General features: G+C 71.3%; 33 protein-coding genes. 21 read left to right on the top strand and 12 right to left on the bottom strand.

From position 1 onward, the window contains the following. Positions 1-6 precede the first annotated feature (6 nt). Positions 7-360, bottom strand: a complete 354-nt coding sequence (locus E4K62_RS05460; RefSeq protein WP_135064568.1) for a cupin domain-containing protein — start codon at positions 358-360, stop codon at positions 7-9. A gap of 86 nt (positions 361-446) precedes the next feature. Further along, on the bottom strand, positions 447-650 hold the full coding sequence (locus tag E4K62_RS05465; RefSeq protein ID WP_135064571.1) for a hypothetical protein: 204 nt from the start codon (positions 648-650) through the stop codon (positions 447-449). Positions 651-818: 168 nt separating this feature from the next. Between E4K62_RS05465 and E4K62_RS05470 the strand changes: the two genes are divergently transcribed. Next, positions 819-2,126, top strand: a complete 1,308-nt coding sequence (locus tag E4K62_RS05470) for a cytochrome P450 (RefSeq protein ID WP_135064574.1) — start codon at positions 819-821, stop codon at positions 2,124-2,126. A gap of 125 nt (positions 2,127-2,251) precedes the next feature. Beyond that, a complete protein-coding gene (locus E4K62_RS05475; protein WP_135064577.1) occupies positions 2,252-3,277 on the top strand; it encodes a zinc-dependent alcohol dehydrogenase family protein in 1,026 nt (341 codons plus the stop codon). 19 nt (positions 3,278-3,296) lie between these two features. Here E4K62_RS05475 and E4K62_RS05480 read toward each other — a convergent pair whose 3' ends face one another. Together E4K62_RS05480 and E4K62_RS05485 are read right to left on the bottom strand one after the other, a co-directional pair. Then, complete coding sequence (locus tag E4K62_RS05480; RefSeq protein WP_135064580.1) at positions 3,297-4,037, bottom strand: alpha/beta fold hydrolase; 741 nt, start codon at positions 4,035-4,037, stop codon at positions 3,297-3,299. Between the two features lie 135 nt (positions 4,038-4,172). Then, positions 4,173-4,355 (bottom strand): hypothetical protein, encoded by a 183-nt coding sequence (locus tag E4K62_RS05485; RefSeq protein WP_135064583.1) that lies wholly within the window; start codon positions 4,353-4,355, stop codon positions 4,173-4,175. A 117-nt stretch (positions 4,356-4,472) separates the two neighbouring features. On the opposite strand from E4K62_RS05485, the gene glsA reads away from it, so the two are divergent. The 9 genes from glsA to E4K62_RS05530 all read left to right on the top strand — a co-directional run bounded on the left by glsA (position 4,473) and on the right by E4K62_RS05530 (position 10,753). After that, positions 4,473-5,399 (top strand): glutaminase A, encoded by a 927-nt coding sequence (gene glsA, locus E4K62_RS05490; protein WP_135064586.1) that lies wholly within the window; start codon positions 4,473-4,475, stop codon positions 5,397-5,399. A gap of 124 nt (positions 5,400-5,523) precedes the next feature. Beyond that, positions 5,524-6,570 carry a YihY/virulence factor BrkB family protein gene (locus E4K62_RS05495; protein WP_135064589.1) on the top strand — a complete coding sequence of 349 codons (1,047 nt, stop codon included), beginning with the start codon at positions 5,524-5,526 and terminating at the stop codon, positions 6,568-6,570. Between the two features lie 76 nt (positions 6,571-6,646). Next, positions 6,647-7,366: a GAF and ANTAR domain-containing protein gene (locus tag E4K62_RS05500; RefSeq protein WP_240742829.1), complete on the top strand. Its 720-nt coding sequence runs from the start codon at positions 6,647-6,649 to the stop codon at positions 7,364-7,366. After that, positions 7,363-8,091, top strand: coding sequence for a GAF and ANTAR domain-containing protein (locus tag E4K62_RS05505; protein ID WP_135064592.1), 729 nt, complete (start codon positions 7,363-7,365; stop codon positions 8,089-8,091). Before E4K62_RS05500 ends, E4K62_RS05505 begins: the two co-directional genes overlap by 4 nt. A gap of 93 nt (positions 8,092-8,184) precedes the next feature. Continuing rightward, positions 8,185-8,523 (top strand): hypothetical protein, encoded by a 339-nt coding sequence (locus E4K62_RS05510; RefSeq protein WP_135064595.1) that lies wholly within the window; start codon positions 8,185-8,187, stop codon positions 8,521-8,523. An 80-nt stretch (positions 8,524-8,603) separates the two neighbouring features. Continuing rightward, positions 8,604-8,942: a hypothetical protein gene (locus E4K62_RS05515; protein WP_135064598.1), complete on the top strand. Its 339-nt coding sequence runs from the start codon at positions 8,604-8,606 to the stop codon at positions 8,940-8,942. A 39-nt stretch (positions 8,943-8,981) separates the two neighbouring features. Further along, positions 8,982-9,317 (top strand): DUF7882 family protein, encoded by a 336-nt coding sequence (locus tag E4K62_RS05520; protein WP_135064603.1) that lies wholly within the window; start codon positions 8,982-8,984, stop codon positions 9,315-9,317. Continuing rightward, complete coding sequence (locus E4K62_RS05525; RefSeq protein ID WP_135064607.1) at positions 9,304-9,510, top strand: hypothetical protein; 207 nt, start codon at positions 9,304-9,306, stop codon at positions 9,508-9,510. The genes E4K62_RS05520 and E4K62_RS05525 overlap by 14 nt, the downstream gene beginning before the upstream one ends. Positions 9,511-9,583: 73 nt before the next feature. Then, positions 9,584-10,753 (top strand): Fic family protein, encoded by a 1,170-nt coding sequence (locus E4K62_RS05530; RefSeq protein ID WP_240742830.1) that lies wholly within the window; start codon positions 9,584-9,586, stop codon positions 10,751-10,753. 4 nt (positions 10,754-10,757) lie between these two features. On the opposite strand, the gene E4K62_RS05535 is transcribed toward E4K62_RS05530, so the two are convergent. From E4K62_RS05535 to E4K62_RS05550, 4 genes are all read right to left on the bottom strand, one after another. After that, entirely contained in the window at positions 10,758-11,165 is a 408-nt protein-coding gene (locus tag E4K62_RS05535; protein ID WP_135064613.1) for an HIRAN domain-containing protein, read from the bottom strand. Between the two features lie 52 nt (positions 11,166-11,217). Then, entirely contained in the window at positions 11,218-12,045 is an 828-nt protein-coding gene (locus E4K62_RS05540) for a universal stress protein (protein ID WP_135064616.1), read from the bottom strand. A 106-nt stretch (positions 12,046-12,151) separates the two neighbouring features. Beyond that, complete coding sequence (locus tag E4K62_RS05545) at positions 12,152-13,636, bottom strand: thioester domain-containing protein (protein WP_135064619.1); 1,485 nt, start codon at positions 13,634-13,636, stop codon at positions 12,152-12,154. An 11-nt stretch (positions 13,637-13,647) separates the two neighbouring features. After that, entirely contained in the window at positions 13,648-15,078 is a 1,431-nt protein-coding gene (locus E4K62_RS05550; RefSeq protein ID WP_135064622.1) for a thioester domain-containing protein, read from the bottom strand. A 335-nt stretch (positions 15,079-15,413) separates the two neighbouring features. Between E4K62_RS05550 and E4K62_RS05555 the strand changes: the two genes are divergently transcribed. Further along, entirely contained in the window at positions 15,414-16,163 is a 750-nt protein-coding gene (locus E4K62_RS05555; RefSeq protein WP_135064626.1) for a LuxR C-terminal-related transcriptional regulator, read from the top strand. A 47-nt stretch (positions 16,164-16,210) separates the two neighbouring features. On the opposite strand, the gene E4K62_RS05560 is transcribed toward E4K62_RS05555, so the two are convergent. Next, entirely contained in the window at positions 16,211-17,050 is an 840-nt protein-coding gene (locus tag E4K62_RS05560) for an SDR family oxidoreductase (RefSeq protein ID WP_135064629.1), read from the bottom strand. 159 nt (positions 17,051-17,209) lie between these two features. Here E4K62_RS05560 and E4K62_RS05565 point away from each other — a divergent pair, with 159 nt between their 5' ends. The 4 genes from E4K62_RS05565 to helR all read left to right on the top strand — a co-directional run bounded on the left by E4K62_RS05565 (position 17,210) and on the right by helR (position 21,715). Then, on the top strand, positions 17,210-17,548 hold the full coding sequence (locus E4K62_RS05565) for a sugar ABC transporter ATPase (protein WP_135064632.1): 339 nt from the start codon (positions 17,210-17,212) through the stop codon (positions 17,546-17,548). Positions 17,549-17,608: 60 nt separating this feature from the next. Continuing rightward, entirely contained in the window at positions 17,609-18,274 is a 666-nt protein-coding gene (locus E4K62_RS05570) for an SDR family oxidoreductase (RefSeq protein ID WP_135064635.1), read from the top strand. Between the two features lie 38 nt (positions 18,275-18,312). Next, a complete protein-coding gene (locus E4K62_RS05575) occupies positions 18,313-19,392 on the top strand; it encodes a DNA glycosylase AlkZ-like family protein (protein ID WP_135064638.1) in 1,080 nt (359 codons plus the stop codon). Between the two features lie 133 nt (positions 19,393-19,525). Beyond that, positions 19,526-21,715 (top strand): RNA polymerase recycling motor ATPase HelR, encoded by a 2,190-nt coding sequence (gene helR / locus E4K62_RS05580; RefSeq protein ID WP_205805886.1) that lies wholly within the window; start codon positions 19,526-19,528, stop codon positions 21,713-21,715. Here the strand turns inward: helR and E4K62_RS05585 are convergent. Together E4K62_RS05585 and E4K62_RS05590 are read right to left on the bottom strand one after the other, a co-directional pair. After that, a complete protein-coding gene (locus tag E4K62_RS05585; RefSeq protein WP_135064644.1) occupies positions 21,707-21,892 on the bottom strand; it encodes a hypothetical protein in 186 nt (61 codons plus the stop codon). The two genes, helR and E4K62_RS05585, sit on opposite strands and share 9 nt — an antisense overlap. Next, entirely contained in the window at positions 21,889-22,074 is a 186-nt protein-coding gene (locus E4K62_RS05590; protein WP_135064647.1) for a hypothetical protein, read from the bottom strand. Before E4K62_RS05590 ends, E4K62_RS05585 begins: the two co-directional genes overlap by 4 nt. Positions 22,075-22,227: 153 nt before the next feature. Here E4K62_RS05590 and E4K62_RS05595 point away from each other — a divergent pair, with 153 nt between their 5' ends. Genes E4K62_RS05595 through E4K62_RS05605 form a run of 3 tightly spaced genes read left to right on the top strand, consistent with a single transcriptional unit; the run spans position 22,228 to position 23,288 of the window. After that, complete coding sequence (locus tag E4K62_RS05595) at positions 22,228-22,386, top strand: hypothetical protein (RefSeq protein WP_135064650.1); 159 nt, start codon at positions 22,228-22,230, stop codon at positions 22,384-22,386. Positions 22,387-22,426: 40 nt separating this feature from the next. Next, positions 22,427-22,867, top strand: coding sequence for a helix-turn-helix transcriptional regulator (locus E4K62_RS05600; protein WP_135064653.1), 441 nt, complete (start codon positions 22,427-22,429; stop codon positions 22,865-22,867). 10 nt (positions 22,868-22,877) lie between these two features. After that, positions 22,878-23,288 (top strand): VOC family protein, encoded by a 411-nt coding sequence (locus E4K62_RS05605; RefSeq protein WP_135064656.1) that lies wholly within the window; start codon positions 22,878-22,880, stop codon positions 23,286-23,288. Positions 23,289-23,294: 6 nt separating this feature from the next. On the opposite strand, the gene E4K62_RS05610 is transcribed toward E4K62_RS05605, so the two are convergent. Continuing rightward, on the bottom strand, positions 23,295-24,122 hold the full coding sequence (locus E4K62_RS05610) for an SGNH/GDSL hydrolase family protein (protein WP_240742831.1): 828 nt from the start codon (positions 24,120-24,122) through the stop codon (positions 23,295-23,297). A gap of 88 nt (positions 24,123-24,210) precedes the next feature. Here E4K62_RS05610 and E4K62_RS05615 point away from each other — a divergent pair, with 88 nt between their 5' ends. Together E4K62_RS05615 and argS are read left to right on the top strand one after the other, a co-directional pair. Next, positions 24,211-25,014, top strand: coding sequence for a transglutaminase-like domain-containing protein (locus E4K62_RS05615; RefSeq protein ID WP_135064659.1), 804 nt, complete (start codon positions 24,211-24,213; stop codon positions 25,012-25,014). 209 nt (positions 25,015-25,223) lie between these two features. Beyond that, positions 25,224-26,891 carry an arginine--tRNA ligase gene (gene argS, locus E4K62_RS05620; protein ID WP_135064662.1) on the top strand — a complete coding sequence of 556 codons (1,668 nt, stop codon included), beginning with the start codon at positions 25,224-25,226 and terminating at the stop codon, positions 26,889-26,891. Position 26,892 lies beyond the last annotated feature (1 nt).

Here is a 26,892-nt window from a genome sequence, read left to right on the forward strand (position 1 = left end):
GACAGGTCAGGTGATGACGGGCTCGCCCGGGTCGCGGGCGTCGCTGAGCCCGATCATCCGCCCGCCGATCCTGGACCCGGGGCGGTGGGAGGTCCCCGGCGCGAACACCACGTAGGTTCCCGCGGGGTACGTCGTGCCGTTGTCGTCGATCTCCCCGGATGCCACGTAGTAGCGCTCCTCGAGCGCGTGATGATCCGTGACCGGCCACCGCGTCCCGGGCGCGAAATCGTACGCCCAGGCGCGGATGAGATCCGTCGCGGGCAGGAGGCGTCCGGTGATGCCGGGAGTCACTTCGAAGGGAGGCAGATCGTCGATCCGCACGGCCTGGATGTCGGTGGGGGTGATGGAGCGCTCGGACATGCCTTCATCGTGCGCCCGCGCGGTCGCTCCCGCGTGCGCCCGGCGGTCACGGGGGAACGTGATCCTGCCACGCCCCCGTGGTGGGACTATTCCGTTCCGCTGTCGGTGTCCGTCTGCGGCGCGTCGATGACGCCGATCCCGACGGCCTCGTGATCGGGTTCCGCATCCAGCGGCTTGTCGGCCTTCGGCTCTTCGCCGGGGTCCTTCTCCGTGCTCGGTTCGGCCAGCTCCTCGGCGGCCGGCATGTCGTCCTCGTTGCGCTGCCCGTCCGCGTCTGCCGAGTTGCTCATGGTGTGACTCCATTCGTCGTGGGTGCATCAGCAGGGTGCCATCGACGGCCCCCGACAGGCAAAGGGTTGACCCGCAGCGACAGGACACCCACCGGCGCCCGATAGCACACCGCTCGGGTCGGGACGGGTGGCTTCGGCTCCGCGGGGGCGAGCTGGCACCGTGGAGTCATGCCGACGATCACCCCACTTCTGCACGATGATTCCGTCTCCCTCCTGACCCGCGGGTACGGCTTCGGTTCACACATCTGGCGCCGAGCCCGGCGGGGTGCCAGAGCGGTGCCGTTCCGTCTGCTCGGGCGAGACGCACTGCTCGTGCGGGGCGGCGAAGGCGTGGAGCTCTTCTACGACGAGACCCGCGTCCGCCGGCACGGCGCGATGCCGGCCTTCATCCAGCAGTCGCTGTTCGGCAAGGACTCGGTGCACAGCCTCGACGGCGACGAGCACCGCCACCGCAAGGCGACGTTCCTCGACGTCGCATACGACGACGCCCAGGTCGCCCGCCTCACGCCCCTGTTCGAGGAGGAGTGGCGGGGCGAGCTGGATGCGTGGCTGGCCGGGGGCACCCGCAGCGCGTACGAGGCGGCGGTCGGCGCGTTCGGCCGGGCCAGCATGCGGTGGGCCGGCATTCCGGGAACCGCCGCCGCGCAGACGCGGTGGGCGACGCGGCAGGCGCAGATCGTCGACGGATTCGGCGTGCCCTACTCGCCCGAATACCTGCTGACCCTCCTCAACCGCCGCTGGTCCGATCGGCACGCCGAACGCCTCATCGAGGCGGTGCGGTCGGGGATGCTGCATCCGGCCGAGGGCACGGCGCTGGCGGAGTGGGCGGCGCACCGTGACCCTTCCGGCGCTCTGCTGCCGCCCCGCGTGGCGGCGGTGGAGCTGCAGAACAGCTTCCGCCCCATGATCGCGGTGTCGCGTTTCGTCGCGTTCGCCGCCAAGGAGCTGCACGACCGGCCGGAGTGGCGCGAGCGCATCGCCGCCGAGAGCGGCCAGCGCGGCACCCTCGTCGGGGGAGAGCTGGCGACGATGTTCGCGCAGGAGATCCGCCGCACCGCCCCGTTCGTCCCCGTGCTGCCGGCGTGGGCGATCACCGACGTCGAGCTCGACGGGGAGCGGCTGGCCGCCGGCGGCCGGGTGGTGCTCGACATCCTCGGGACCGACACCGACGAGCAGTCGTGGGAGCGGCCCGACGAGTTCGATCCGGAGCGCTTCCGCGGTGTGGCGGACTACGAGGCGCTCACGGCATTCGTTCCCCACGGCGGCGCCGACCCGGCCACCGGGCATCGCTGCCCCGGGGAGAAGCTCGCGATCGCCGGGCTTGCCACGGCGATCGCGGCGCTGAGCGATCCGCGTATCGGCATCCTCGACGCCGGGCTCGGGGTGAACCGCCGGCGCATGCCGACCAAGCCCGCCTCAGGCGGGCGCGTGCGCGCCGCCGCCTCACCCTCCGGCTCCCGCTGCCCCTTCCACTGACGCCATCCGCCCCGGTCGGCGTGAGGCGACCCGGGCGTGATGCGCAAGGCCTGGTGCGTGCGGCCGCGGAGGGGTGGGGTGGAGAGTGCGACCGGTGCCGAAGCCGCAACGATGAGGAGCGCAGCATGCGTGCAGTGATGATGTACGGGCCCGGCGACGTGCGCGTCGAGGAGCGGCCCCGACCGGAGATCCTCGCACCCACGGATGCGATCATCCGCGTGACGGCGACGTGCATCTGCGGCTCCGACCTGTGGCCGTACCGCGGGCTCGAGCCTCTCGCCGCGACTCCGCAGCGGATGGGGCACGAGTACATCGGGGTGGTCGAGGAGGTCGGCGCGGACGTGCGAGACCTCACGCCCGGCGATGACGTCGTCGGCTCTTTCGTCGCCTCCGACAACACGTGCGAGATCTGCCGCGCCGGCTACCAGTCCCGCTGCGTGCATCAGGTGATGATGGGCGGGGTCGGCACCCAGGCGGAGTACGCGCGCATCCCGCTGGCCGACGGAACGCTCGTCCGCACCCCGGCCGCGCCCACCCTGGAGCAGGTGCCGTCGCTGCTGGCGGCCTCCGATGTGCTGGGCACCGGCTGGTACGCCGCCGTCGCCGCCGAAGCCGGGCCCGGCAAGACCGTCGCCGTCGTCGGTGACGGCGCCGTGGGGCTCCTCGCCGTCCTCGCAGCCCGGCACCTGGGCGCCGAGCGCATCATCGCGATGTCGCGTCACGCCGACCGGCAGGCGCTGGCGCGCCGGTTCGGCGCCACCGACATCGTGACCGACCGCGGTGAGGCCGGTGTCGCCGCCATCAAGGACATGACCCACGGCCTGGGCGCCCACAGCGTCGTCGAGGCGGTGGGCACGCAGGAGTCGATGGAGCAGGCGATCCGCTCCACCCGGCCCGGCGGCCACGTCGGCTTCGTGGGCGTGTCGCACGATGTGACCCTCGACGGCACCGAGCTGTTCTTCGCCAGCGTTCATCTGCACGGCGGGCCGGCGCCGGTGCGCCGGTTCCTGCCCGAACTGGTCGAGCTGATCTGGGATGGGACGATCACCCCCGGCGACGTGTTCGACCTCACCCTGCCGCTGGCCGATGCGGCGGAGGGCTACCGTGCCATGGACGAGCGCCGCGCGATCAAGGTACTGCTGACGCCCTGACGCCCCGGTTGCGGTGCCGTCAGGAGATCGACGCGACAGCCGCTCGGATGGCGGCGAGGGTGGGCTCGGGCTGCGAGAGCATCGACACGTGCGAGGCATCCACCTCGGTGATCGTCGACCCGGCGCGCTCGGCCATGCGGCGCTGAACGCCGATGGGGATGATGCGATCCTCAGTGCCCAGCACCGCCCAGCTGGGGATGCTCCGCCACGCGGGCGAGCCCGACGGGGTGACATTCGCCACGAGCGACCCCGGACGCTGCGTCGCCACGATCATCCGCCGGTCGGATTCCGGGAGGTCCTGCGCGAACGCCGTGTGCACGGTGTCGGGCTTGAGGAAGGCGTCCGCGGCGCCTTCGGGGGCGCCGGGGTACCCGGCCAGGTCGAGCACCGTCGTGGGGTCGGCCACGGCCAGGGCAGAGCCGGAGCCCTCCAGCAGTCCCACGACCGTCTCGCCCTCGTCGGGAATGAACGCGTCGACGTAGACGAGCGCGCGCACGTCACCGCCCTGGGTGGCGGCATTGGTGATGACGGCGCCGCCGTAGGAATGCCCGACGAGAACGACGGGACCGCGTGTGCGCTGGGCCAGGTACGACGCGATGTAGGCGGCATCCGAGGCGAGCCCGCGAAGTTCGTTCGGCGGCGCCATGACGGTATGCCCTTCGGCCTGCAGCGGCGGGATGATGGCGCTCCAGCTGGATGCGTCGGCCCACGCCCCGTGGACCAGGACGATGGTGGGTGTGGGCGTGCTGCTCGCGGACATGGGGATCTCCTCCAGAACGTCGCCCGTGGGCGAGTGGATCTCGGATCGCGCCGTGTCGCATCCCTGGCGCTGGAGACACCATAGAGCCGCGCACCCGGTGACCACCAGGGGTGCGCGGCTCGCCGCCGTGTGCTCTCAGATGCTCGTGGCACCACCGGCGTCGCCGTCGGTGACGGCGTCGGCGGCGGCCTCCTCTGCCGCAGCGCCCTCCTCCGGCGATTCGGAGCCGGTCTGCGCGGCGGTGTCGTCGGCGGCGGGGGAGTCGTCCTGCTGCGAGCCGCTGTTCTCGGAGCGGTCGGTGGGCGTGTCGTCGGTCATGATTCTCCTTCGATCGGACCCCCAGCCAACCGCAGCGGTGACCGGGGGCGGAAGGGCTTGCGGACGTTCGTGTCGCCTGCCAGGCGAACGGACAGCGCGTGCTGGCACGCTGGAGGCATGAGCCCCGTCGCAGACCCCGCCCGATACGACCTCGAAGGGCTCCGCGACCGGGTGCTCGCCGAAGAAGCGGGCGAGGTGGATGACAGCATCCCCGAGCTGGCCGGTGCCGACGCCGACCTGTGCGCCATCGCACTGGCCCTGCCCGACGGCACGGTGCGCGGCAGCACGCAGGCGGATGTGCCGTTCAGCATCCAGTCCGCCGTGAAGCCGTTCCTCTTCGCGCTCGCGCTGCTGGACACCGGCGGCGACGCGCTGCACCGCATCGGGATCGAACCGACCGGTGAGGCGTTCGACGCGATCAAGCTGGAGAGCGGCACCGGGCGCCCACCCAACCCGATGGTCAACGCCGGCGCGCTGCTGACGGCGGCTCTCGTGGACGGCGGCGATGTCGAGGGCCGCAGCGAACGCATCCGGCGCGGCCTCGCGGCGTTCGCGGGCCGTGAGCTCGACGTCGACGAAGACGTCGCGCGCAGCGAGCATCTGCTCGGCGACCGCAATCACGCGCTCGCGCACCTGATGCGCGCCGAGGGAACCCTGGAGGTGGGAGCCGACGACGCGGTCGCCGTCTACGCGCGCGCGTGCGCGACCCTCGTGGACGCGGAGGCGCTCGCGGTCATGGGTGCGACGCTGGCGTGCGGGGGCGTGAACCCGGTGACGGGGGAGCGCGTGCTGCCGGAGAGATCAGCTCGTGACGTCGTGTCGGTCATGGCCACGTGCGGTGTCTACGACGGATCGGGACGGTGGATGCGCAGCGTGGGCATCCCCGCGAAATCCAGCGTCTCCGGAGCCATCGTGCTGTCGGCGCCGCGGACCCTGGGTGCCGCGGTGATCAGCCCCCCGCTGGACGAGCGGGGCACGAGCGTGCGCGGACGTGTGGCCAGCGAACGCCTCAGCGACGAACTGGGCCTGCACGTCTTCGGCTGACGGGCTTCAGCGGCGGTGGCCCCGCGCACATGCGCCCCGTCCAGTCAACCCACCCGACGAACAGGCCTCGCTCGTCGTAGACCTGAAGTACGTCAGAATGCCCCCGGACTCCGAGAGGATCGTCATGTCGGAGAAGACCACATCCCGCCCCGAGCCCGAGAGCGATGCCAAGCCCGATTCGCCCGCTGATCTCACGAAGCGCTCGTGGAAGTACGTCCTCGTCAAGTCCGTCCGCGAGTTCTCCTCCGACCAGTGCCTGGACATCGCCGCCGCGTTGACCTACTTCGGTGTGCTCGCGCTGTTCCCCGGGCTGATCGCCGTCTTCTCGCTCCTGGGCGTGTTCGGGCAGGGCGGCGAGTCCGCGAAGGCCGTCCTCGAGATCGTCGACCAGGTCGCTCCCGGCGGGACGGCCGACACGCTGCGCGGACCGATCGAGCAGCTCGCGTCGGCCCCCGGGGCGGGCTTCGCCCTGGTCAGCGGAATCGTGCTGGCGATCTGGTCGGCCTCGGGCTATGTGGGCGCCTTCAGCCGTGCGATGAACCGCATCTACGAGATCGAGGAGGGGCGTCCCTTCTGGAAGCTCAAGCCCATCCAGCTGCTGCTGACGGTCATCCTCGTCGTCCTCGTCACCCTCGCCGCCTTGATCCTCGTGGTCTCGGGGCCGATCGCCGAAGCGCTCGGCAGCGCGATCGGGCTGGGGGATGTGGCCGTGACGGTGTGGCAGATCGCCAAGTGGCCCGTACTCCTGGTCATCGTCGTCCTCGCCCTCGCGATCCTGTACTACGGGGCCCCCAACGCCAAGCAGCCGAAGTTCCAGTGGATCAGCGTGGGGGCGATCATCGCGATCGTCGTGCTGGCCATCGCGACGGCCGGGTTCTTCTTCTACGTCTCGAACTTCTCCAACTACGACCGCACCTACGGGTCTCTCGCCGGTGTGATCATCTTCCTGCTGTGGTTGTGGATCGCCAACCTCGCGATCCTCTTCGGCGCGGAGGTGGATGCCGAGCTCGAGCGTGGCCGGCAGCTTCAGGCGGGCGTGGCGGCCGAGCGTGACATCCAGCTCCCTCCCCGCGACACCCGCAAGAGCGACAAGGCCGCCGAGAAGGAGGAGAAGGACATCGAGGAAGGGCGGCGGATCCGCTTGCAGCACGGCGACGACGGCGGCTCCTGACCCGGCCGGACGGTGCTGCCTGGAGCGCGCGAACCGGCTCGGTTACGCTCGAAGAGAGCCCCGGGATCATGGGGCGATGTCGGAGGTCGGATTGGACGACTCGTTCGCCGAGGCGATGCTGGTGCTGGAACGGCCCGGAGTGGAGCGCGAGCGATTCAGTGCGCCCTTCCTGAAGGTGTTTCCCGTGACCGGTGCGTCCGTCTCGACGTTGGGGGACGTCCTCGGCAGTGAGATCGTCTCGGCGACGGACGCGGATGCCGAGAAGCTGGACGAACTCCAGTTCGATCTTGGCGAGGGCCCGTGCTGGGACGCCTTGCGTCTAGGTGGGCCCGTAGCCGTCCCGGATCTGCCCGTCGAGGGCCGCCGGCGCTGGCCGGCTTTCGCGGAGGCGGCGCGCAAGGTGCCGGTGGCGTCGATCTTCGCGTTCCCTCTGGCTGTGGGCTCGCTGCGCCTGGGCGCGGTCGACCTCTATGCGCAGGAGCGGACGGAACTGACCCCGGATCAGTCCCGCCAGGCCGCGGCGATGGCACGAGTCATCGGACGGCAGCTGCTGCAGGAGGCCGTCGACACTGCCGGCGCCACCGACACGGCGGGCAGCCGGTATTCACGGCGCGTGGTGCATCAGGCCACCGGAATCGTCCTGGCGCAGCTGGACGTCACCGCGGAGGAGGCCGGCCTGGTGGTCCAGGGGCACGCGTTCGCCCGGAACCGGCCGGTGTCCGACGTCGCCGCCGACGTCGTGGCGGGGTGCCTGAACTTCCGCAGCGTGGACGGCGATATCGAGGCGATCGAATGAGCGAAACGACCTTCGACTCCCGGCTCCTGGGCATCCTCACCACTCTGGCGGACACGCTCGTCGACGATTACGACATCGTCGATCTGCTGCAGACCCTCGTGGACGCGTGCCGCGACGTCCTGGGCATCTCTGCGGCAGGGATCCTGCTCGCCGACGAGACGGGAGAGCTGGAGCTGATCGTCTCCACCAGCGAGGCGAGCCGTCTCGTGGAGGTCATGCAGCTCGGGGCAGAGGCCGGCCCGTGCATCGAGTGCTTCCGCACGGGTGCGCCCGTCTCCGTGCCCGCCATCGCCGACGCGCCGGTGGAGTGGTCGGGGTTCCGGGCGGAGGCGCTGGCCCAGGGGTTCAACTCCGTGTACGCGGTGCCCCTGCGGCTGCGGGAGACGACCATCGGCACGTTGAATCTGCTCAACACGGAGGAGGGCCTGCTGGACGAGTCCCCCCAGATGGCTGCTCGGGCGTTCGCCGACGTCGCGACGATCGGGATCCTCCACGAGCGCTCGCTGCGGGAATCGGAGCTTCTCACCCAGCAGCTTCAGCACGCCCTGAACAGCCGGGTCCGGATCGAGCAGGCCAAGGGCGTCGTCTCTTACACGACGGGGGTGTCGATCGGCGACGCGTTCGATGTCATCCGCCAGTACGCTCGCCGCCACCAGCTGCCCCTCAGCGTGGTCGCCACCCGCATCGTGGACCGCGAGCTCCGCCTGGATCGCAGCGCCCTCTGAGCTCCGGGTCCGCTCGCGTGCGACGTCTGTCGACTCAAGGTCGACCGCCCCGGACCCCGGCGCTCGCCATAGCGGCACGGACGGGACGGCACGATGAAGATCCTCATCACGGCACTGGGTTCATATCTGACCGGCGACGAGATCGCGGACGCGGTTCGGGAGTACGCTCAGGCACTCGCCGACGAACGCGCAACGGACGTGGTGGACATCCCGATCGCCGGAGACGGCGGCTCGACGCGTCTGCGCATGTCGGTCGGGTGGCTCGTACAAGTCCACGCGGTGGATGCGGAGACCGACGGCTCGGAGTTGACGGATCCCGCCACCAGCACCCGGCTGCGGGAACGCGCGACGCGCCTGACCACTCACCGCATGTCGCCGGAGCCCTTCGAGCCCCTGGGTCTCTCGGATTACGACTGGCTCCGGTACGCCTGACCCTCCCCAACGGGTGTCGGCATCCGGTCTGGGATGTCAAGGGCCTGGATCCATCCGGCGCAGCGGGCGACGGTGCAGACGTGAAGCATGTGACGTACGCCGAGAAGGCCCACCTGATGGGAGACGATGCCGCCGACGCCCTCGTGGAATACGCGCGGGCCCTCGCGCTCGCCGACACGACCGAGACCGTGACGCTGCGGGCGATCGATCTCCACGGCAACGAGGTGGAGGCCACCTTCCTGCTCAGCGCCAGCACCCCGATCCTCGTCGAGTCCACGAACTCCGGGTTGGAGGTCCCCGGGAACGAAGAAATCGTCGTAAACATGCGGCACGCGACGGCAGCGCTGCTCGATCCGCCGGCCGTGCAGCCCGAAGACCGATCGGGTGACCCGCGGCCTCGGTTCGACGAGGAGCTGTAGACGTGGCCGCATTCCGACGAGAGGCCGCGGAGGCGAGCCATGGGTAAGCTCCTGTTCGAGCAACAATTGCGCGTCGACTTCGAAGACCGGCTGCTCGCGCATCTGCAGGTCGTCATCACCGCGAAGCTGCGGCGCGGGGAGTCCTTCGTCTTCTCGTGGCGCGACGACCCGAGCGTGGGGGACGGCCGCACCTCCATCTGGGTGCATCCCCGGTCGGTGATCGTCTACAAGTACCACGGCAGTCGGCGGCCCGCCCTCAACCGGGCATGGCTGGATGCCTTGAGCTATACCGCGAACAGTCCGGAGGGGCTGTACGTGGTTCCCGAGCCACCACCCCCTCGCGCGGAGACAGGATCGCAGGATGAAGCGGATTGACATCGTGTACGGCGGCCGCGATTACTCGGTCAGTGGTCGTGAGCTCGACGACCTGCAGAACGAGATCGAGAGCCTGCTTGCCGGCGCGGGCCACTGGCTGCAGGTGAGCATCGGCGACGGTGAACCCCAGCCGACCTACCTGTACCTGAGCCCCGGCACACCCATCGCGCTGGTGCCCGTCCCGGAGCCCTGACCGCGCCGCTGCGCGGCCGGGTCTGGTCTCGGCTGGCTTCGCCAAGCGGGAACAACGTGCGAGAGTAGCGAGCGTGAACTCGTTCGGTGATTCCGTGGAAGTCTGGCCTGCGCACCGATTCGACGACGACGGGGCGGCGCTCCCGCCGAGCATCGCCGAGCTGGATTACGCGCCGTCGTTGCGCACCGTCGGGACGTGCGAGTCCGCACTCATCGCGGTTGCGCAGGCGGATGCCGACGCTGCCGGGTCGCGCGGGGCGCTGGCGCCGTTCATGATCCGGTGCGAGTCGGCCGCGTCCGCGCGCATCGACGGGATCCGTGCGGAGGGCGCCGAGTACGCGCAGGCGGTCGCGGGCCTGGGTGGGATCGACAATGCCAGGGGAATGGTCGCCACCGGTTCTGCCCTGGCCGGCCTGCTCGACGGGGTCGACGCGCGCGGCGCCTTCACAGTGGACGACCTGCGGTCCGCCCACGCTCTCCTCGTGGGTGCCGAGGCGACTCCGGACCCAGGTGGGATGAGACGGACCGACACCGCGACCGGATCGGCCGCCGACGCGCTATATGTCCCACCGGCCCCCGATCGCGTCCCCGCGCTCCTGGACGACCTCGTGGCCTTCCTCAACCGCGACGACGTCCCCGTGATCGTCCAGGCCGCGATCGCGCACGCCCAGTTCGCCTCCATCCGCCCGTTCGCCGGCGGCAACGGCCGCATCGGGCGCGCCCTTCTGGTCGCCTCCCTTCGTCGGCGAGGAGTGAGCAGCCACGCCGTGGTGCCGCTGGCCTGTGGACTGGCGGCCAGACAGGAGGAGTACATGGAGTCGCTCGTGGCGTTCCGCGACGGTGACCCCTCCCCGATCATCGTCCTGGTGGCCACGTGCGCGCGTGTGGCCGCCACCGAGTCCCGCATCACCGCAGCGCGCGTGAAGGCGCTCCCCGACGAATGGCGGGCTGCGGTGAAACCTCGTCGGGGCTCGGCCGCGGCAGCGCTCCTGTCGGCGTTCGCGGAGCACCCGGCAATGGGCGCCGCCGAACTCGAGCGGCACTGCGGCGCCGGACGGGCCCGCGCGTATCAGGCGGTGGAGCGGCTCGTGTCAGCCGGCGTCATCCACGAGGTCACCGGGCGCAAACGCGGCAGGGTATGGGCGGCCACCGATCTCCTCGCTGAATCGGACGACCTCGACCGGCGCATCCACGCGGCCATGGGCGGCGGGCGCAGGGAGAGCGCACCCCACCCCGCCGGGTGAACGGTCAGACGGGCTCATAGGAGCGGACGAAGCCGCGCAGCGCGTCTTCCTCCGGAAGGTCGACCCACAGGCGGATGCTGTCGGCGTCGGCCCCGACGCCGTTGACCAGCGCCGCCCCGCCCAGCTGATCCAGCAACGGCGCCATCCGCTCGGCACGCACCGTCGAGACGTATCCGATGCTGCGGCCCTCGGCGTACACCGCGATGGCCGACGGATCCCGCCGGTTCCCCGGCTCGCGGCGGAGGACATAGAGCCGGTCGCCGGCCAGCCCGCGCTCGGGATCGTGCACGCGGTACTGGGTGCCCTTCACCCGCACGCGCGTGGAGGCGAGGTGCCGCAGGTCGGGGAGGGCGGAGTGGTCCAGCGCCGACATCGACAGCAGATGTCGGACGCGTTCCCACCAGATAGGCATTCCTCGACAGTAACGGCGGGCGCCTGGGAGACCGCCCGGCCGGGGGTGCCGGTCAGCGCACGACGGCGGTGGCGGTGGCGAGGGTGAGCAGGACGTCGTGGCTGGTGGACCCGAGCAGGAACCGGGCGACCGCCCCGCGGCCGCGTGACCCGACGACGGCGAGCCGCGCTTCTGCCGCCACCTGGTTCAGCAGGGTGGCGGGGTCGCCGGGTTCGACGATGCGGCGCACCTGCAGGTCGGGATAGTCCTGTGCGAGGCCGGCGAGCGACAGCCCCAGAGCTTCCTCCGCCAGGCGCTGCGCGTTCTCGCGGTAGTCGTCGGGGTAGGTGATGACACCCAGGGGAGCGGTGACCGGCATCCAGGCGGTGACGGCGATGAGCGGCTCACCCTGGCGGTCGGCTTCGGCGGCGGCGAATCGGATCGCGGCCTCGGACAGGTCCGATCCGTCCACTCCGACCACCACGCCGGTCCGGCCGGACAGATCCGACTGCGGCACGACCACCACGGGGCACGACGACGCCGCGGCGATCCGCACACCGTGCGGGCCACGGGCCACCCGTGAACCCGTCCCCCGGTAGTCGCTGCCGATGACGAGGAGATCGGCGTTCTCGGATGCGGCGAGCAGCTGCTCGACGGGCTTGCCGCGGGTGACCCGCACCTCAGCGGCCCCCAGTTCGGCGGCCGCGCGTTCGAGGTGCTCGCGGGTGACGGCGACGGCGTCATCGAGCACGGCTCCCTCGCCGACGACGCCCAGGGCCCCGCCGACGACCGACATCAGCACCAGGCGGTCGCCGCGGTCCGACGCGCGTTGCGCTGCCCATTCCGCTGCGCGGCGTGCCGCCGGGGAGTCGTTCATGCCGACCAGGATCGTTTCGTTCATGCGTATGCCTCCGCTGCCAGCGTATCGGCGTGACATCCACACCCCGTGCAGCGCGGGGCGCCGGGACGGTGCTCAGCCGCTCCGTCGCGCGTCACCGAGTCCCGGGTCACCGCGGGGTGGCCGCGGCGCTCCTGCGCCGCGTCAGGCTGGCGAGGACCAGCAGCGAGCCGACCACGAGGCCGCCGGCGCCGGCCCAGAGGAGAGGCGCGGGAGTCTCCGCTCCCGTGGCCGGGAGCACCCCGGGCACCTCTGCGCGGCGCGTCACCGTGTTGGTGATCGTCGCCGTTGCCCCCGTCTCGGGGATGACGACCTCCTGTGGCGCGTCGGTCGTCACATCCACCATGGACGTCGCACCGGTCGCGGGCTCAGCGATGACGCAGGTCGCTCCGACGGCGATGCCCGGGAAGGTGAAGACCTGGGTCGTGGATGCGCCCTGCGGGATGTCCGCCACCCGCGCCACGCCGTCACCGCAATCGACGGTCAGCTGACTTGCCCCTTGTTGGCCCACTCCGGCGCCCGTGAAAGCCTTGTTGACGGTCAGACTGGCCGCCGCGAAGAACTGGGCAGGCGCTTGGGCGGTGGCCTCCAACGTGGCGGTTTCGGCGAGGATGAGTTTTTGCAACTCATCGACGCCCGGTGCCAGACCGTCATAGAGGTACACCCGCCCGCGCTGGACTGTCACGACCGCTCGAGCGCTCAGCAGCGTCTCGTCTACCGCGTCGGTTCCGCTGCCCACCCACACCTGGGCCCCCGAGGTGGTCGTATAGGGGTTGGGGAGAGGAGCGGTGGCCGCCGCGTCGCCGTACATCGTGTACCCGTCGGGCACGGAGAGGGTCACGCTGGGCGCGTCCGTTGCCACGGTGAACGGGCCGGCCGCCGACCCCACCGGCGCGGCGGCAGCGGGCGGAGTGATGGACACCGCCGGGGGAGGCGGCTCGGTCACAGGGCCGTTGAGCTGCGCGGCCGCGATGATTCCTGCCGTCGCTGCCCGTATCGGCAAACCTGCGTTCAGGATGAAGCCGTCCGTGAAGTACCAGATGGCCGATTGCACGGCGGCGGCCTGTTCGCCTTCGGACAGACCCGCCGGTTCGCCGGGGACCGCGGGGTAGAAGTTGTTCAGAATGTAGGTGACGTACCCGAGGTTCTGGACGTTCGATTCGTCCCACGTTCCGTTCTCGTAACCGCCGCCGATCTGGGTCCCGACGCGGATGTCGATGCAGTACATCTCCGCGGTCAGTGCAGGATCCGTCACGCTCGCGGTGTTGATCAGCGCGGTGAAGCCGCCGCCCTGGGTGTATTCCGCGGGGGGTGCAGCGGGGTAGGGCGCCGTCGGGTCCTGCGGCGTCGGGTTGGCCGGATACCCTCCCGTCAACCTCGCTCCGGCTCCGACGCCGGTCACCTCGATATCGGTGTTCGGTCCGTCCGGCGATTCGATGATGGGAGACTCCTCGGTGAGCCTCGCTTGGGTGGACCCGCCGGCCCAGAGGAGGACGAAGGTGAGCGCGGCCAGCGCGGCCGCCGCCCAGAGGACGGACGCGGGGAGACGTCTGCGGCGGTTCCGGGATCGAAGACGAGGGCGCGAGTCGGTCACGGGGTGGCCTTTCATTGGTGAGGGGGGACCGGCGGATGACGTCGGAACCGGCTCGCCGTCACCAGCAGGGCGCCCCCGAGCAACCCCGCGAGGCCACCCCACAAGAGCGGCAACGGAGTCTCCGTGCCCGTCGCCGGGAGAACTCCGGGCCTCGCCGGGAGAACTCCGGGCACATCCGCACGCCGTGTCACGGTATTCGTGACCGTCGCCGTGGCGCCTGCCTCGGGAATCGCTACGCTCTGCGGGGCATCGGTGGTCACCGCCGCCGCCGGGTTTTCGCCGGTCGTGGGCTCGGTGACCACGCATGTGGCCCCCACGGGGATGCCCTCGAAGGTGAATGTCTGCGTCGTGCTCACCCCTGCCGGGATGTCGGCGACGCGGGACTCACCGTCGCCGCAGTCGATGACGAGCTGGACCGCGCTTTGCTCACCGGCGCCGTCGCCGGCGAACGTCTTGTCGACGGTGAGGGAGGCGGCCGGGACGAACTGCGCGGTGGCCTGCGCGGTGGCGTCGAGCTCGGCGGTGTCGGCGAGGATCACGGACTGTGCCTCGGTGATGCCCGGAGAAAGGCCGTCGTACAGGTACACCTGGCCGCTCTGGACGGTCACCACCGCCCGCGCCGAGAGGACGGTCTCGTCGACGGCTTGCGTGTCGCTGCCCACCCAGACCTGCGTCCCCGATGTCGTCGTGTACGGATTGGGAAGCACCGCCGATCCCGCGGCATCCGAGTACATCGTGTAGCCGTCGGGCACGGAGAGGGTGACCGACGCGGCGTCGGTGATCACTGTGAACGGTCCGGCGAGGGTTCCCGCCCCCGCGACGTCGGACGACGGGGTGATGGAGACGGCCGGTGGCTGCGGCTCGTCGAGCGGACCGACCGCCTGCGTGGCGGCGATGACCTCCGCCGTCGCCGCGCGCACGGGGGAATCGGCGTTGAGAACGAAGCCGTCGGTGAAATACCAGATGGCGGCCTGAACCGCCGCGGCGCGATCACCTGCCGTGGTCGCGCTGGCCGGTGCGTCCGGCACGGCCGGATAGAAGTTGTTGAGGATGTACGTGACCTGTCCGAGGTTCGGAACGGTGGACTCGTCCCACGTGCCGTTCTCGTAACCGAGGCCCGGCCCCGTCGGCGTCCGGATGTCGATGCAAAACACCTCGGCGGTCTGGCTCGGGTCGGACACGCTGACGGCGTTGAGGAGGCCGGCGAACGCGTTGTGCGGTGTGTAATCCGCCGGCGGTGCCGCGGGATAGGCCGCTGCGGGGTCCTGTGTGATCACGCTGGGCGGGTACGCGCCGGCGACGCTGCGGCCGCTTCCGGTCGAGACGAGCTCGATGTCGGTGGCCGGTCCGTCGGGGGACTCGGCGATGGGGGTCCCTTCGTCGGGCACGTGCGCATAGGCGGCCCCGCCGAGAGCGAGGAGCGCCACGGTCAGTGTCGCCAACGCCGCTCCCAGGCCAGCTCTCGCGGATCGTCCGCGCCGCCGCGGGCGCAGAGGGAAGGGTCTTAGAGAGGTCACGGAGCGGCCTTTCGTCGGCGGCGGGGACCTACGCGGAGGATCCGCGGCGGTGGCCTCGTCGGCGTGTGAGGACACCTGCGAATGTGCTCGTCCATGGCGCCTCCGGGGGTCGGTTCCAGTGAATTGCTCCGAACAAACCCCCGGTAGGGCATAAAGTCCCGGGCCCGCGATCCGCTCCCTTCCGGGCAACTTCCGCAAGCCCCTCTTGCAATCGGTGCTGAGGTGCTTATGGTGTCTGGACCTGGACGGGAGGTGCCCCCATGTTCGGAGAATCGGTAACCGCGCCTGCGGTGGTCCGGCAGCGTACTGCCGGCCAAGAATCGGTCCTCATCAGGATTTTCCTGATTCATTCCCACGAGATATTCCGACGAGGCTTACGAGATCTCATCGGTGCGGCGCGCGACCTGGTGGTCGTCGGCGAGTCCGGATCGGTGCATGAGAGCGCCCGCCGGATCGCGGTGAGCCTCCCCGATGTGGTCATCGTCGACGCCGTCCTTCCCGACGGCAACGGGATCGAGCTCGCCCGCAGCATCCGCGCGAAGAACCGCCGCGCCCGCTGCCTCATACTCGGCCGACCCGGCCGTGAGGAGGTGCGCGGGGATGCGGCGGCCGCCGGAGCCCACGGCTACCTGCCGGACGATGTGCAGGCCCGCATCCTGCTCGACGTGATCCGACGGGTGGCACGCGGGGAGCAGGTCGCCGCGCGCATCGCCGTGTCGCCCAGGCCCGAGCCGGAAGCGACCAGGGCGCCCGGCGGTGATCCTGATCGGGATCCGCACTTGACCACGCGAGAGCGGCAGGTGCTGCGGCTGATCGCCTCGGGCATGAGCAACCGGCAGATCGGCGAGCAGTTGGGCCTGGCGGAGAAGACCGTGAAGAACTACGTCTCCGCTCTGCTGGCGAAGCTGCACGTGCAGCGCCGGACTCAGGCGGCGATCTACGAGATGACCCACAAGCCGGGCCTCGACGCGGACCCGTTGCCGATGGTGAATCGCGCAGTCGCGAGATGAACGAGGGGTCGGTGGCGAGACCTCGACGACCCGCCACCGACCCGGTCTCACAGGATCGGGTTGCCCCCGGTCACCGCGATCCGCGCCCCCGAGACGTAGCTGGCCTCATCCGAGGCGAGCAGGACGTAGACGGGTGCGAGTTCGGATGGTTGCCCAGCGCGCTTCATGGGCACCTGCTGGCCGAAGCTCTCGACCTTGTCCGGCGGCATCGTCGCCGGAATGAGCGGAGTCCACACCGGACCCGGCGCGACGCTGTTGGCACGGATCCCTCGCTCGGCCAGGAGCTGCGCGAGGGAGGCGGTCATGTTCGCGATCGCGGCCTTCGTCGCCGCGTACGGCAGCAGCGTCGGTGAAGGCTGGTCGGAGTTCACCGAGGACGACCCGATGATCGACGCGCCCGGCTTGAGGTGGGGCAGCGCCGCCTTCACGAGGTGGAAGAACGCGCTGACGTTCGTCGCCCACGTGTAGTCCCACTCCTCGTCGGTGACCTCTTCCAGCGTCGGATGATCCATCTGGAACGCGGCATTGCTGACCAGGATGTCCAAACCCCCCAGCTCCTCGACCGTGCGTGCCACGAGCTCCCGGCAGTGGGCGGGATTGGAGATGTCCCCGGGCAGGAGGATCGCCTTGCGGCCGGCCTCCTCGACGAAGGCCTTGGCCTCCGCGGCATCCTCGTGCTCGTCGAGATAGCTGATCGCCACGTCCGCACCCTCGCGGGCGTACGCCAGGGCGACGGCCTTGCCGATGCCGCTGTCACCACCCGTGATGAGCGCGACCTTCCCCTCCAGTCGGCCGGAGCCGCGATAGCTGTCCTGCCCGTAGTCGGGCTTGGGGTCCATCACCTGATCGGATCCGGGCACCGGTTGCTGCTGCGCGGGCTGGCTCATGCGCGACCTCCTCGTTCGTGGATTTCTGACCCTTCGATGCGACAACATGCCGGCGATTTCTTCAGTGGGGTTGACACGGACGGCGGGAGCCCTCCCTGTCAAGGGCCCCCTTGCCCCGGCGACGACGGCGTTCGATGGAGGGAACCGAGAGGAGCAACGATGAGCGACACGAACCGCGATTCCATCGCCGAGACGGAGGAGGCCGGCATCCAGCCGCTGCGTGACGGAGACACCTCGATCGAACCGGACCCGGCGGCCGATCCGGCCCAGGCGGAGTGGGAGGAGACGATCGCGCTGGATGAAGGCGCGTCGCCGGAAGACCTCCACCCGGCCACCGCGACGGGGGACGATCCCGCCCAGATCCCCAGCGACACGGACGAGATCCCGGCCGAAGACCGGGTGGCCGACTGGCAGCAGCCCGAGACGCAGGGCCTGGACCCGGAGATCGCCGACCTCGGCGAGGAGGGGGAGGGCGACCTCGCCCCCGAAGACTACTGACGGACCTCCCCGGCGGCGCGCGTCGCGCCGCCGGGCGGGCGCCCGCGTTAGCCTGACACGATGCGCACCGCCCTGATCACCGGCATCGCCCGCACCGGTGGCATCGCCGAGGGGATCGCTCCCAGGCTCCGCGCGGACGGGTGGCGCGTCGTCACGAGCGACCTCGACTCCGGCGACGTCCCGTGCGATCTCGCCACGGCGGAGGGCCCGCCGGCACTCATGCGTGAGGTGGGCCGCGTGCACGGCCCGATCAGCGCGCTGATCCTCAGTCACGCGCACGACGTCGAGTCGGGGGTCCTCGACACCACGGCGGAGAGCTTCGACCGGCACGTCGCCGTCAACGCCCGCGCGAGCCTCCTGCTCGTGGCCGCGTTCGCCCGTCAGGTGCCGCCCTCCGGAGGCGCCGTGGTGGCCCTGACCAGCGACCACACGACCGGCAACCTCCCGTACGGGGCGTCCAAAGGCGCTCTGGATCGCATCGTGATCTCGGCGGCCCGCGAACTCGGCCCCCTCGGCATCTCGGCGAACGTCCTGAACCCCGGCCCCATCGACACCGGCTGGATGGACGACGACACGCGCGCGGCGCTGACGGCCGCGCAGCCTCTGGGCAGGCTCGGCACCCCCGCCGACATCGCCGAGGTCGTCGCGTTCCTCGTCTCCGAGGCCGGCCGGTGGGTGTCGGGACAGCTGCTGCACGCCGACGGCGCGTTCTCGGCGCGCTACTGATGCCGCGGCGTGTCACACCCCGGCGCTAGCGTGGGGGTGTGACGCACCGCCTCACGCTCGACCAGGCCCGGCGCATCATCGTGCGCGCCCAGCTGCTGGATGCCGAGCGGCCCGGCGACGTCGTGGAAGTGGCCGAACAGCTCGGGTACATCGGCATCGACCCCACCGCGACGATCGCGCCGTGCGAGCACACCGTGCTGTGGTCACGGATCGGATGGTCGTACGAAAGCGGACAGCTGCGCAAGGCGGTCGAATCCGACCGGCTTCTGTTCGAGTTCGACGGCACATTCCAGCCGATGAGCGCGCTGCCCCTCCTGCTCCCAGAGATGCGCACGTGGCCCCGGCGCGACAGCAGTAGGCAATGGCTCGAGGCCAACGACCGCTTCCGCACGGACGTGATCGCCCGGCTGCGGGCGGAGGGGCCGCTGCTGAGCACCCAGATCCCCGACACCGCACAGGTGGCCAAGGCGCCGGACGGATGGTCCGGCTCGCGCTCCGTGCCGCACATGCTGGAGTTCCTGATGCGCCAGGGCGTCGTCGCCGTCAGCGGACGGGAGGGCCGGCACCGCCGGTGGGATCTCGCCGAGCGCGTGTACCCCTCCGATCTGCCGCAGTACTCCGATGAGGAGGCGGAGCACCTGCGCCACGAGCGGCGCCTGCAGGCGGCGGGCCTGGCCAGGGAGAAGTCGCCGTGGACGCGTGTCGGCGACGCCGGCGAGCCGGCCGTGATCGAGGGCCTGCGCTCGAAGTGGCGCGTCGACCCGGAGGCGGTGGCCGCACTGGAGGAGGATGCCGGGGGGCGGGCGGCGCTGCTCAACCCCTACGACAGTGTGCTGTTCGATCGCCCGAGGCTGCGCGACGTGTTCGGATTCGCGTACGTGCTCGAGCAGTTCAAGCCGAAGCCGCAGCGCCGGTACGGCTACTTCGCGCACCCGATCCTGCTCGGCGACCGCTTCGTGGGGATGCTGGACGCGGAAGTGGACCGTGCGCAGGACGTCCTGCGAGTCAACGCCGTGCACGAGTTCCTCCCCTTCGAGCCGGAGGAGGACGAGATGATACGGGCGGAGATCGCCGAGCTGGGGGAGTGGCTCGGGCTGACGGTCACGGGTCTGCGGTGAGCCGGGTCTGACCTGTCGTTCCCGCCACGTCCAGGATATCGCGGGGGCCGGGGCTTGCGGCAAGACCCCCTTGGGGGTCGAGACTCGTTGCCCTGCCTGCCCGCCCCGGGGCAGCCAGGATGCTGGAGCACCCGTGACCCCCACTGCTTTCGCCCTGCCCGCGTCGCGGTCGGCCAAGGCCGACCCGCATTTGATCGCCGATGACGAACGGCGCTTCGCCGCCATCGCCGCGCACCTGGACACCACGGTCGCGGCCCTCTCGGCTCGCCGCGACGCCCTCCGCCGCCAGCCGGGAGGCAGCGGTCAGGCCGTGTTGGAGCGCGACCTCGAGATCCACCGCGTGAGCGCACGTCTGCGCACGTTGAGTCGGTACGGACCGGACCTCGCCCTGGGACGGATCGTGCGCACCGGCGACCCCGAACCGGAGTACATCGGCCGCTTCGGCCTAACCGACGGCGACGGACGGCAGCTGCTGATCGATTGGCGCAGCCCGGCGGCGGAGCCGTTCTTCGCTGCGACGCATGCCCATCCGCTCGGATTGCACAGCCGCCGCCGCTACCGCTGGCTGGGCGGGCGGGTCGACGACTACTGGGACGAGGTGTTCGGCGCGGAGGACGCCGAGGCGCGGCACGCCGCCCTGGACGAGGAGTCCGCCTTCCTCGCGGGCCTCGGCGCGGCGCGCACGCCGCGCATGCGTGATGTGCTGTCGACCCTCCAGGCCGATCAGGACGCGATCATCCGAGCGCCCTCCGACGGCGCGCTCGTCGTGGACGGCGGCCCCGGCACGGGCAAGACCGTCGTCGCGCTGCACCGCGCCGCCTACCTGCTGTACGCCGATCCGCGGCTGGCGCCCGGCCGCGGCGGCGTGCTCTTCGTCGGCCCGCACGAGCCCTACCTCGCCTACGTGGCGGACGTGCTGCCGAGCCTGGGGGAGGACGGCGTGCTGACCTGCACCGTCCGCGACCTGGTCCCCGAGGGCGCGTACGCGCGCGAGGAGAGCGATCCGGAGGTCTCGCGCCTGAAGGCGTCGGCGACCCTCGTCCGTGCCGTCGAGGCGGCCGTGCGGGTGTTCGAAGAGCCTCCCGGGACTGCGCTGGTGGTGGACACGCCCGCCGCACAGGTGGTGCTCACGCCCACCGACTGGGCGGACGCCTTCGCCGCCGCCGAACCGGGGACGCCGCACAACGAGGCCCGCGAGCAGGTGTGGGACGCCCTCGTGGAGACCGTCCTCGCGCGCGTGGAGACCGACGAGGTCCCCGAGCGGATGCTGCGGCGCTTCCTCGCCCGCGACGAACAGCTCGTACGCGTGTTCTCCCGCGCATGGCCGCTCCTGGACCCGGGCTTCGTCGTCTCGAGCCTGTGGAGCGTGCCGGCCCTGCTGCGGCGGTGCGCGCCGGAGCTCGGCGCCGCGGAGCTCGAACTGCTGCGCCGCACCGACCCGGAGGCATGGACGGCGGATGACCTGCCGTTGCTGGATGCCGCCCGCCGGCGTCTGGGTGACCCCGACGCCGCTGCGCGCAGACGACGCCGCGCCGCGGAGGTGGCAGCCGAACGCGACGAGCGATCCCGTGTCGTAGACGATCTGATCGCGGCGGATGACAGCGACCTGAAGCTCATGACGATGCTGCGCGGCGAGGACGCCCAGTACAGCCTGTCGGGGCGCGAGGACGAGGAGCCACTCGAGCACCGCGATACGCTCGCCGGCCCCTTCGCCCATGTCGTCGTGGACGAGGCGCAGGAGCTCACCGACGCGCAGTGGCTCATGCTCCTGGCCCGCTGCCCGTCACGGAGCTTCACGATCGTCGGCGACCGCGCGCAGGCCCGGCACGGGTTCTCCGAGTCGTGGACGCAGCGCCTGGCCAGGATCGGCCTCACCCGCGTCCGCGAGGAGCGGCTGCGGATCAACTACCGGACGCCGGCGGAGATCATGGCCGAGGCGGAGACCGCGATCCGCTCGGCCGTCCCCGACGCCGTCATTCCGGTGTCGGTGCGACGCAGCGGCATCCCGGTGCGTCGGGCCGCCGTCGCCGAACGCGACCGGATCGTCCGCGAGTGGCTCGGGGAGCACCCCGAGGGAACGGCGTGCGTGATCGGCGACGCCACCTTCCCCGACTCGGTGCGGGTGCGGTCGTTGCGTGCGGAAGCGGTCAAGGGGCTCGAGTTCGACCTCGTCATCGTGGTGGCGCCCGAGACGTGGCCGGCCGGTGTCACCGGCGCGGTCGACCGGTACGTCGCCATGGCGCGAGCGACTCGCGAACTGGTGATCCTCAGCGATACCGGGACGGGCGCGGCGCGCGCCGAGCCCGCACGGGCGTCAGGCTGACGGTGCGCCCGGATCGAAGGAGCGCAGCATGTCCTCCTCGACGGCGTTGTCGGCGTCGAGTTCGTCCTCGGTGCGCTCATCGCCGCCGGTGGGGGCGTCGTCGCCCGTGGGCGCGCCCTCACCCGAGGGCGTCGTGGGCTCCGCCGAGCCGGGGTTCTCCTGCTCGGGCGTGCTCATGAGGCCGCTCCGTCCTGGTCGGCGGCGATCGCGTCGGCGTCGGCGCTGTTGACGAGGTCGTCGTTGACGTCCTCGTCCAGCACCTCGTCGCCCTCGACGGTGCGGGTGGCGTCGACGTCGGCGTCCTGCGCGGCGGAGTCCTCCCCACCCGGGACGATGGGGGGCAGCGGGTTGTTCGTCATGAGAGCTCCTCTCCTTCCCCCCGACGCTACGGTGAGCACCCGCACCTGCGGGCGGGGTTGTCCCGGGCCGGGCCGCGGGTGTAGACCCTGTCCGGTCGGCCGCCGGGTGTCAACCCCTGGAGACCCGGCGCGCGCACCGGCCACGCTGGAAGCATGGTCGGAGTCGCAGTCGTCCTTGTCCTCGTCGGTCTCGTTCTGCTGCTTCTGGGCATCTTCGTCCAGGCGGTAAAGTTCCTCCTGTGGGTCGGCGCGGTGCTCCTGATCCTCGGGGTCATCGCGTGGCTCATGCGCTACATCCGCCGCCAGACCTGACGCCTCGCGCGTCGCGCCCCGCTCTGGCACCATCGGTGTCATGAGCGTCGCCCTCTCTCCCGAGCGGGTGCGTGACCTCGCGCTCCTGCGGCGCGTGCGCGACCGCATCGACCGGGAGTACGCGCAGCCGCTGAGCGTGGAGTCCCTCGCCCGCGACGTGCACATGTCGGCGGGCCACCTGAGTCGCGAGTTCCGCGCGGCGTTCGGCGAGTCGCCGTACGCGTACCTCATGACCCGCCGCATCGAGCGGGCGATGGCGCTCCTGCGCCGCGGAGACCTCAGCGTCACCGACGTGTGCTTCGCGGTGGGGTGCTCCTCTCTCGGCTCCTTCAGCACGCGTTTCAGCGAACTGGTCGGCATGCCGCCGAGCGTCTACCGTGAGAGCGCGGCGGAGGCCACGGCAGGCATGCCGGCGTGCACCGCCAAGCAGGCCACGCGACCGGTCAGGAATAGAGAAGCGTCCGGGGCCGCGTCGGCCTAGCGTGAGGCGCATGGACATCACCATCCACTCCTCGTTCCTTCCGCACACCGATCCCGACGCCTCCCTGGCGTTCTACCGCGACGTCCTGGGCTTCGAGGTCCGCGGCGACGTGGGCTACGGCGGGATGCGGTGGATCACCGTCGGGCCGGCCGACCAGCCCGACACCGCCATCGTCCTGCAGCCACCCACTGCCGCGCCCGGACTCACCGAGGAGGAGCAGCGGCTCCTGCTGGAGCTGGTCGCCAAGGGCAGCTATTTCGGGGTCAACCTGGCCACGCCCGACGTGGACGCGGCCTTCGCCGCACTCGAGCAGGCCGGCGCGGAGGTCGTGCAGGAGCCCACGGATCAGCCGTACGGCCTGCGCGACTGCGCGTTCCGCGATCCCGCCGGGAACATGATCCGGATGCAGCAGTCCGGCTGAGGCGCGTCAGCGACCGACCGGCTCCAGCACGCCGTCCGAGGTGGAATCCACCGGAGCATCGGCGACGACGTCGGCCGGGGTGGACATCGCCGTCACAGCGCTCGCCACGCGCTCGGCAAGATACGCATGCCCGGCCGTCGAGGGGTGATCCCGGCCGATGTCGCCGGTGTCGATGACCGACAGGTAGTTGGCCGGGGTGATCCACTCCTCGGTGATGGGGGAGATGTACCACCAGCCGCGCGCGGCGGCGAGGGCGGCCAGGTCCGCGTCGATCCGGGCGGTTGCCGTCTCCACGGGCAGCACCTGCGGTGCCGGCCCGAGGATCACGATCGCGGCGTCCGGGAACCGCGCGGCCAGCGCGTCCCAGCCGGCCGAGACGGCATCCCGGTACCCGTCGGCGGGGAGGCGGCGGTCGTTGATCGACCCCTGCACGATCACGAGGTCGGGAGCCGACGCCGGGTCGAGGGCCGCGATCCGCTCGCCGAACGATCCGCCGTCCCATCCGGGCTTGAGGTAGCCGCTGCCGCGCACGCCGTCCACGACGGTGTCCCAGCCCAGAGTGCGTCCCAGCACGTATGCGTAACCGAGCGTAGGGTCGGATGCGGCCGAGCCGTAGGTCCACGAATCCCCGAAGATCAGGACGCGCGGATCCTCCGGCAGCGCGAGGGCTGCGGGTGCCACCACGGACGCGGCATCCGCACCGGCCGACACCGCCGGGCCGGTGGGCGCCCACGGGCGCCAGGCCGCCAGCGCGCACAGTGCGGCCACCGCGACCGCGAGGACGGCCAGCGGCCACCGGGGGCGGCGCGGGCGGCGCGGGGCGGGGGTGCTCACGCGCAGAGCCTAAGCCATCCCGGCGCCCCGGCGGGCAGCGATTCCCACGCCGTGATGCCGGTGGCTGCGCGCGTGCGAGGATTGCTCGGTGCTGCGCCTGATGACCGCCGAACTCGACCTCGATCTGAGGGCGCCGGTGGACCTGATCTTCCAGATCGCCGTCGCCCGCGGGGGCGCCGGGCTGACCGAGCACCTCGCCTTCACGCAGGGCGACCGGGAGTACACCGCCGCCGAACTGGTGGATGGTGCGGGCAGCCGTCTGCATCGCTTTCCCGCCGACGCCGGCCTCCTGAAAGTGCGGTACTCCGCGACGGTGGCCGGGCGTGCCGCGTCCAGCGGCGGCGATGCACTGGAGACCATCACGTACCTGCGGCCGAGCCGGTACTGCCAGTCCGACGAGCTGTTCGCGCAGGCGCGCCGGCAGTTCCGCGGACTGGAGGGGGCCGCGCTCGTGGCGGCGGTGTCCTCCTTCGTCTCGGCGTCGGTCACCTACACCCCCGGGCTCAGTCTCGGCACCGACAGCGCCGTCACGACGCTGCAGACAGGGCAGGGGGTGTGCCGCGACTATGCGCACGCCGTGATCGCCCTGCTGCGGGCGATGGACGTTCCCGCTCGATATGCCGCCTGCTACGCGCCGGGGCTGGAGCCGATGGACTTCCACGCCGTCGCGGAGGCGTTCGTGGACGGCGGCTGGTACGCCGTGGACGCGACCCGCCTGGCCGACCGCCGGTCGCTCGTGCGCATCGCCACCGGCCGGGATGCGGCCGACTGCGCCTTCCTCAGCTACCACGGCGGGAACGTCGTCCTCGAGCGGATGAGCGTCACGGCCGAGGCATCCGACCACGCAGCCACCGAGCCGGACGACCACCTCGCCCTCGTGTCGATCGCCTGACGCGCGCCGGGGCATTCTTGAAGAACTCTTGCGCTGGTCTTGCGCTGGCGTTGCGGGTGCACTGACAGCCTGTGGTCATCGGTCCTCGTGATCGAGGGGGGAAATGAGCGGTCCGCCGTCGGGGGACCGGCGGACCGCTCGCTCCGCCCCCGCGGCCCGGTCCTGCTCTCGGTGGCCTCACGGCGCCGCGACCCTAGGATGAGATGGCTATGGATCCTGATGCCCTCTCCGCCGCCCTGCTCGCCGTCCTGACGCCCATCGCGGAGGCGCGACGCGAAGGATCCAGCGCCGGCCTGACCGCCGCCGACCTGCCCCTGGAGCGGCCGAAGAACCGCGACCACGGGGACTGGGCCTCCAACGCCGCCCTCAAGCTCGCCAAGAAGACCGGCGCCAACCCGAGGGAACTGGCGGCCGAGGTCGCCGATGCCCTCACCGCCGTCGAGGGCATCGCGAGCGTCGAGGTGGCCGGTCCCGGTTTCATCAACATCCGCCTGGAAGCGGCAGCCGCCGGCGCGCTGGCCAAGACGATCGTCGAGGCCGGCGCGGCTTTCGGCAGCAACGACTCCCAGCGCGGGAACACCATCAACCTCGAGTTCGTCAGCGCGAACCCGACCGGGCCCCTGCACATCGGCCACACCCGGTGGGCTGCCCTCGGCGACGCGATCGCACGCCTTCTGCTGGCCAGCGGCGCGACGCTCGTGCGCGAGTTCTACATCAACGACGCCGGCGCGCAGATGGACCGGTTCGGAGCATCCGTGCTGGCCGCGGCGGTGGGTGCGCCCACGCCGGAGGACGGGTATGCCGGCGCCTACATCGACGAGCTCGGCCGCCGGGTGCTCGCCGCGCGGCCCGACCTCGCCGAACTCCCCGCCGAGGAGCAGCTGATCCTCGCGCGCGACCTCGCCTACCGGTTCCAGCTCGGGGAGATCCAGGCCTCGCTGGAAGCGTTCAACGTGCACTTCGACGTGTGGTTCTCCGAGCGGGAGCTCCACGCCGCGCCCGAGGACGGCGGCCCGAGCCTCGTCGACGAGGCGGTGGACCGCCTGCGCGAGCAGGGGCACGTGTTCGACCAGGACGGCGCGGTGTGGGTGCGCACGACCGACTTCGGCGACGACAAGGACCGCGTCATCCGCCGCGCCAACGGGGTGTACACCTACTTCGCCGCCGACGCGGCGTACTACCTCAACAAGGGCGACCGCGGCTTCGCGCACAAGATCTACCTCCTGGGAGCCGACCACCACGGCTACGTGCACCGCCTCAAGGCGCTCGCCGGCGCCGCCGGTGACGACCCCGACGCCGACATCGAGGTGCTGATCGGCCAGCTCGTCTCGATCAACGGCGCACGCCTGTCCAAGCGCGCCGGCAACATCATCGAGCTCGACGACCTCCGCGAATGGCTGGGCACCGACGCCCTGCGGTATTCGCTGGGACGCTACCCGGCGGACTCGCCCCTCACGCTGGACCCGGAGATCCTGCAGAAGCGGACCAACGACAACCCGGTCTTCTACGTGCAGTACGCGCACGCCCGCACGCACAACGTCGCACGCAACGCCGCCGACTCCGGCGTCGACCGCTCGGAGTTCGCGCCGGAGCTGCTCGTGCACGAGACGGAGTCGGCGCTGCTGGGCGCGCTGCAGGAGTTCCCGCGTACCGTCGCCTTCGCGGCCGAGGTGCGCGAGCCGCACCGCGTGGCCCGCTACCTCGAGGAACTCGCCGGGCTGTACCACCGCTGGTACGACAACTGCCGCGTCATCCCCCTCGGCGACCAGCCGGTGGAGGCGGTGCACCGCACGCGCCTGTGGCTCAACGACGCCACCGGTCAGGTGCTGCGCAACGGGCTCGACCTGCTCGGCGTCAGCGCGCCCGAGCGGATGTGAC

The sequence above is a fragment of the Microbacterium wangchenii genome (assembly GCF_004564355.1).
Classification (GTDB): Bacteria; Actinomycetota; Actinomycetes; order Actinomycetales; family Microbacteriaceae; genus Microbacterium; species Microbacterium wangchenii.

Bases quoted from the DNA above. Each gene is read 5' to 3' on its own strand.
- E4K62_RS05555 (WP_135064626.1), top strand. From the start codon at position 15,414: ATGTTCGGAGAATCGGTAACCGCGCCTGCGGTGGTCCGGCAGCGTACT.
- E4K62_RS05495 (WP_135064589.1), top strand. From the start codon at position 5,524: ATGTCGGAGAAGACCACATCCCGCCCCGAGCCCGAGAGCGATGCCAAG.
- E4K62_RS05470 (WP_135064574.1), top strand. From the start codon at position 819: ATGCCGACGATCACCCCACTTCTGCACGATGATTCCGTCTCCCTCCTG.
- glsA (WP_135064586.1), top strand. From the start codon at position 4,473: ATGAGCCCCGTCGCAGACCCCGCCCGATACGACCTCGAAGGGCTCCGC.
- argS (WP_135064662.1), top strand. From the start codon at position 25,224: ATGGATCCTGATGCCCTCTCCGCCGCCCTGCTCGCCGTCCTGACGCCC.
- E4K62_RS05540 (WP_135064616.1), bottom strand. From the start codon at position 12,045: ATGAACGAAACGATCCTGGTCGGCATGAACGACTCCCCGGCGGCACGC.
- E4K62_RS05510 (WP_135064595.1), top strand. From the start codon at position 8,185: ATGAAGATCCTCATCACGGCACTGGGTTCATATCTGACCGGCGACGAG.
- E4K62_RS05520 (WP_135064603.1), top strand. From the start codon at position 8,982: ATGGGTAAGCTCCTGTTCGAGCAACAATTGCGCGTCGACTTCGAAGAC.
- E4K62_RS05600 (WP_135064653.1), top strand. From the start codon at position 22,427: ATGAGCGTCGCCCTCTCTCCCGAGCGGGTGCGTGACCTCGCGCTCCTG.
- E4K62_RS05525 (WP_135064607.1), top strand. From the start codon at position 9,304: ATGAAGCGGATTGACATCGTGTACGGCGGCCGCGATTACTCGGTCAGT.
- E4K62_RS05590 (WP_135064647.1), bottom strand. From the start codon at position 22,074: ATGACGAACAACCCGCTGCCCCCCATCGTCCCGGGTGGGGAGGACTCC.
- E4K62_RS05485 (WP_135064583.1), bottom strand. From the start codon at position 4,355: ATGACCGACGACACGCCCACCGACCGCTCCGAGAACAGCGGCTCGCAG.
- E4K62_RS05480 (WP_135064580.1), bottom strand. From the start codon at position 4,037: ATGTCCGCGAGCAGCACGCCCACACCCACCATCGTCCTGGTCCACGGG.
- E4K62_RS05505 (WP_135064592.1), top strand. From the start codon at position 7,363: ATGAGCGAAACGACCTTCGACTCCCGGCTCCTGGGCATCCTCACCACT.
- E4K62_RS05460 (WP_135064568.1), bottom strand. From the start codon at position 360: ATGTCCGAGCGCTCCATCACCCCCACCGACATCCAGGCCGTGCGGATC.
- E4K62_RS05565 (WP_135064632.1), top strand. From the start codon at position 17,210: ATGAGCGACACGAACCGCGATTCCATCGCCGAGACGGAGGAGGCCGGC.
- E4K62_RS05595 (WP_135064650.1), top strand. From the start codon at position 22,228: ATGGTCGGAGTCGCAGTCGTCCTTGTCCTCGTCGGTCTCGTTCTGCTG.
- E4K62_RS05605 (WP_135064656.1), top strand. From the start codon at position 22,878: ATGGACATCACCATCCACTCCTCGTTCCTTCCGCACACCGATCCCGAC.
- E4K62_RS05560 (WP_135064629.1), bottom strand. From the start codon at position 17,050: ATGAGCCAGCCCGCGCAGCAGCAACCGGTGCCCGGATCCGATCAGGTG.
- E4K62_RS05535 (WP_135064613.1), bottom strand. From the start codon at position 11,165: ATGCCTATCTGGTGGGAACGCGTCCGACATCTGCTGTCGATGTCGGCG.
- E4K62_RS05475 (WP_135064577.1), top strand. From the start codon at position 2,252: ATGCGTGCAGTGATGATGTACGGGCCCGGCGACGTGCGCGTCGAGGAG.
- E4K62_RS05465 (WP_135064571.1), bottom strand. From the start codon at position 650: ATGAGCAACTCGGCAGACGCGGACGGGCAGCGCAACGAGGACGACATG.
- E4K62_RS05500 (WP_240742829.1), top strand. From the start codon at position 6,647: ATGTCGGAGGTCGGATTGGACGACTCGTTCGCCGAGGCGATGCTGGTG.
- E4K62_RS05585 (WP_135064644.1), bottom strand. From the start codon at position 21,892: ATGAGCACGCCCGAGCAGGAGAACCCCGGCTCGGCGGAGCCCACGACG.
- E4K62_RS05570 (WP_135064635.1), top strand. From the start codon at position 17,609: ATGCGCACCGCCCTGATCACCGGCATCGCCCGCACCGGTGGCATCGCC.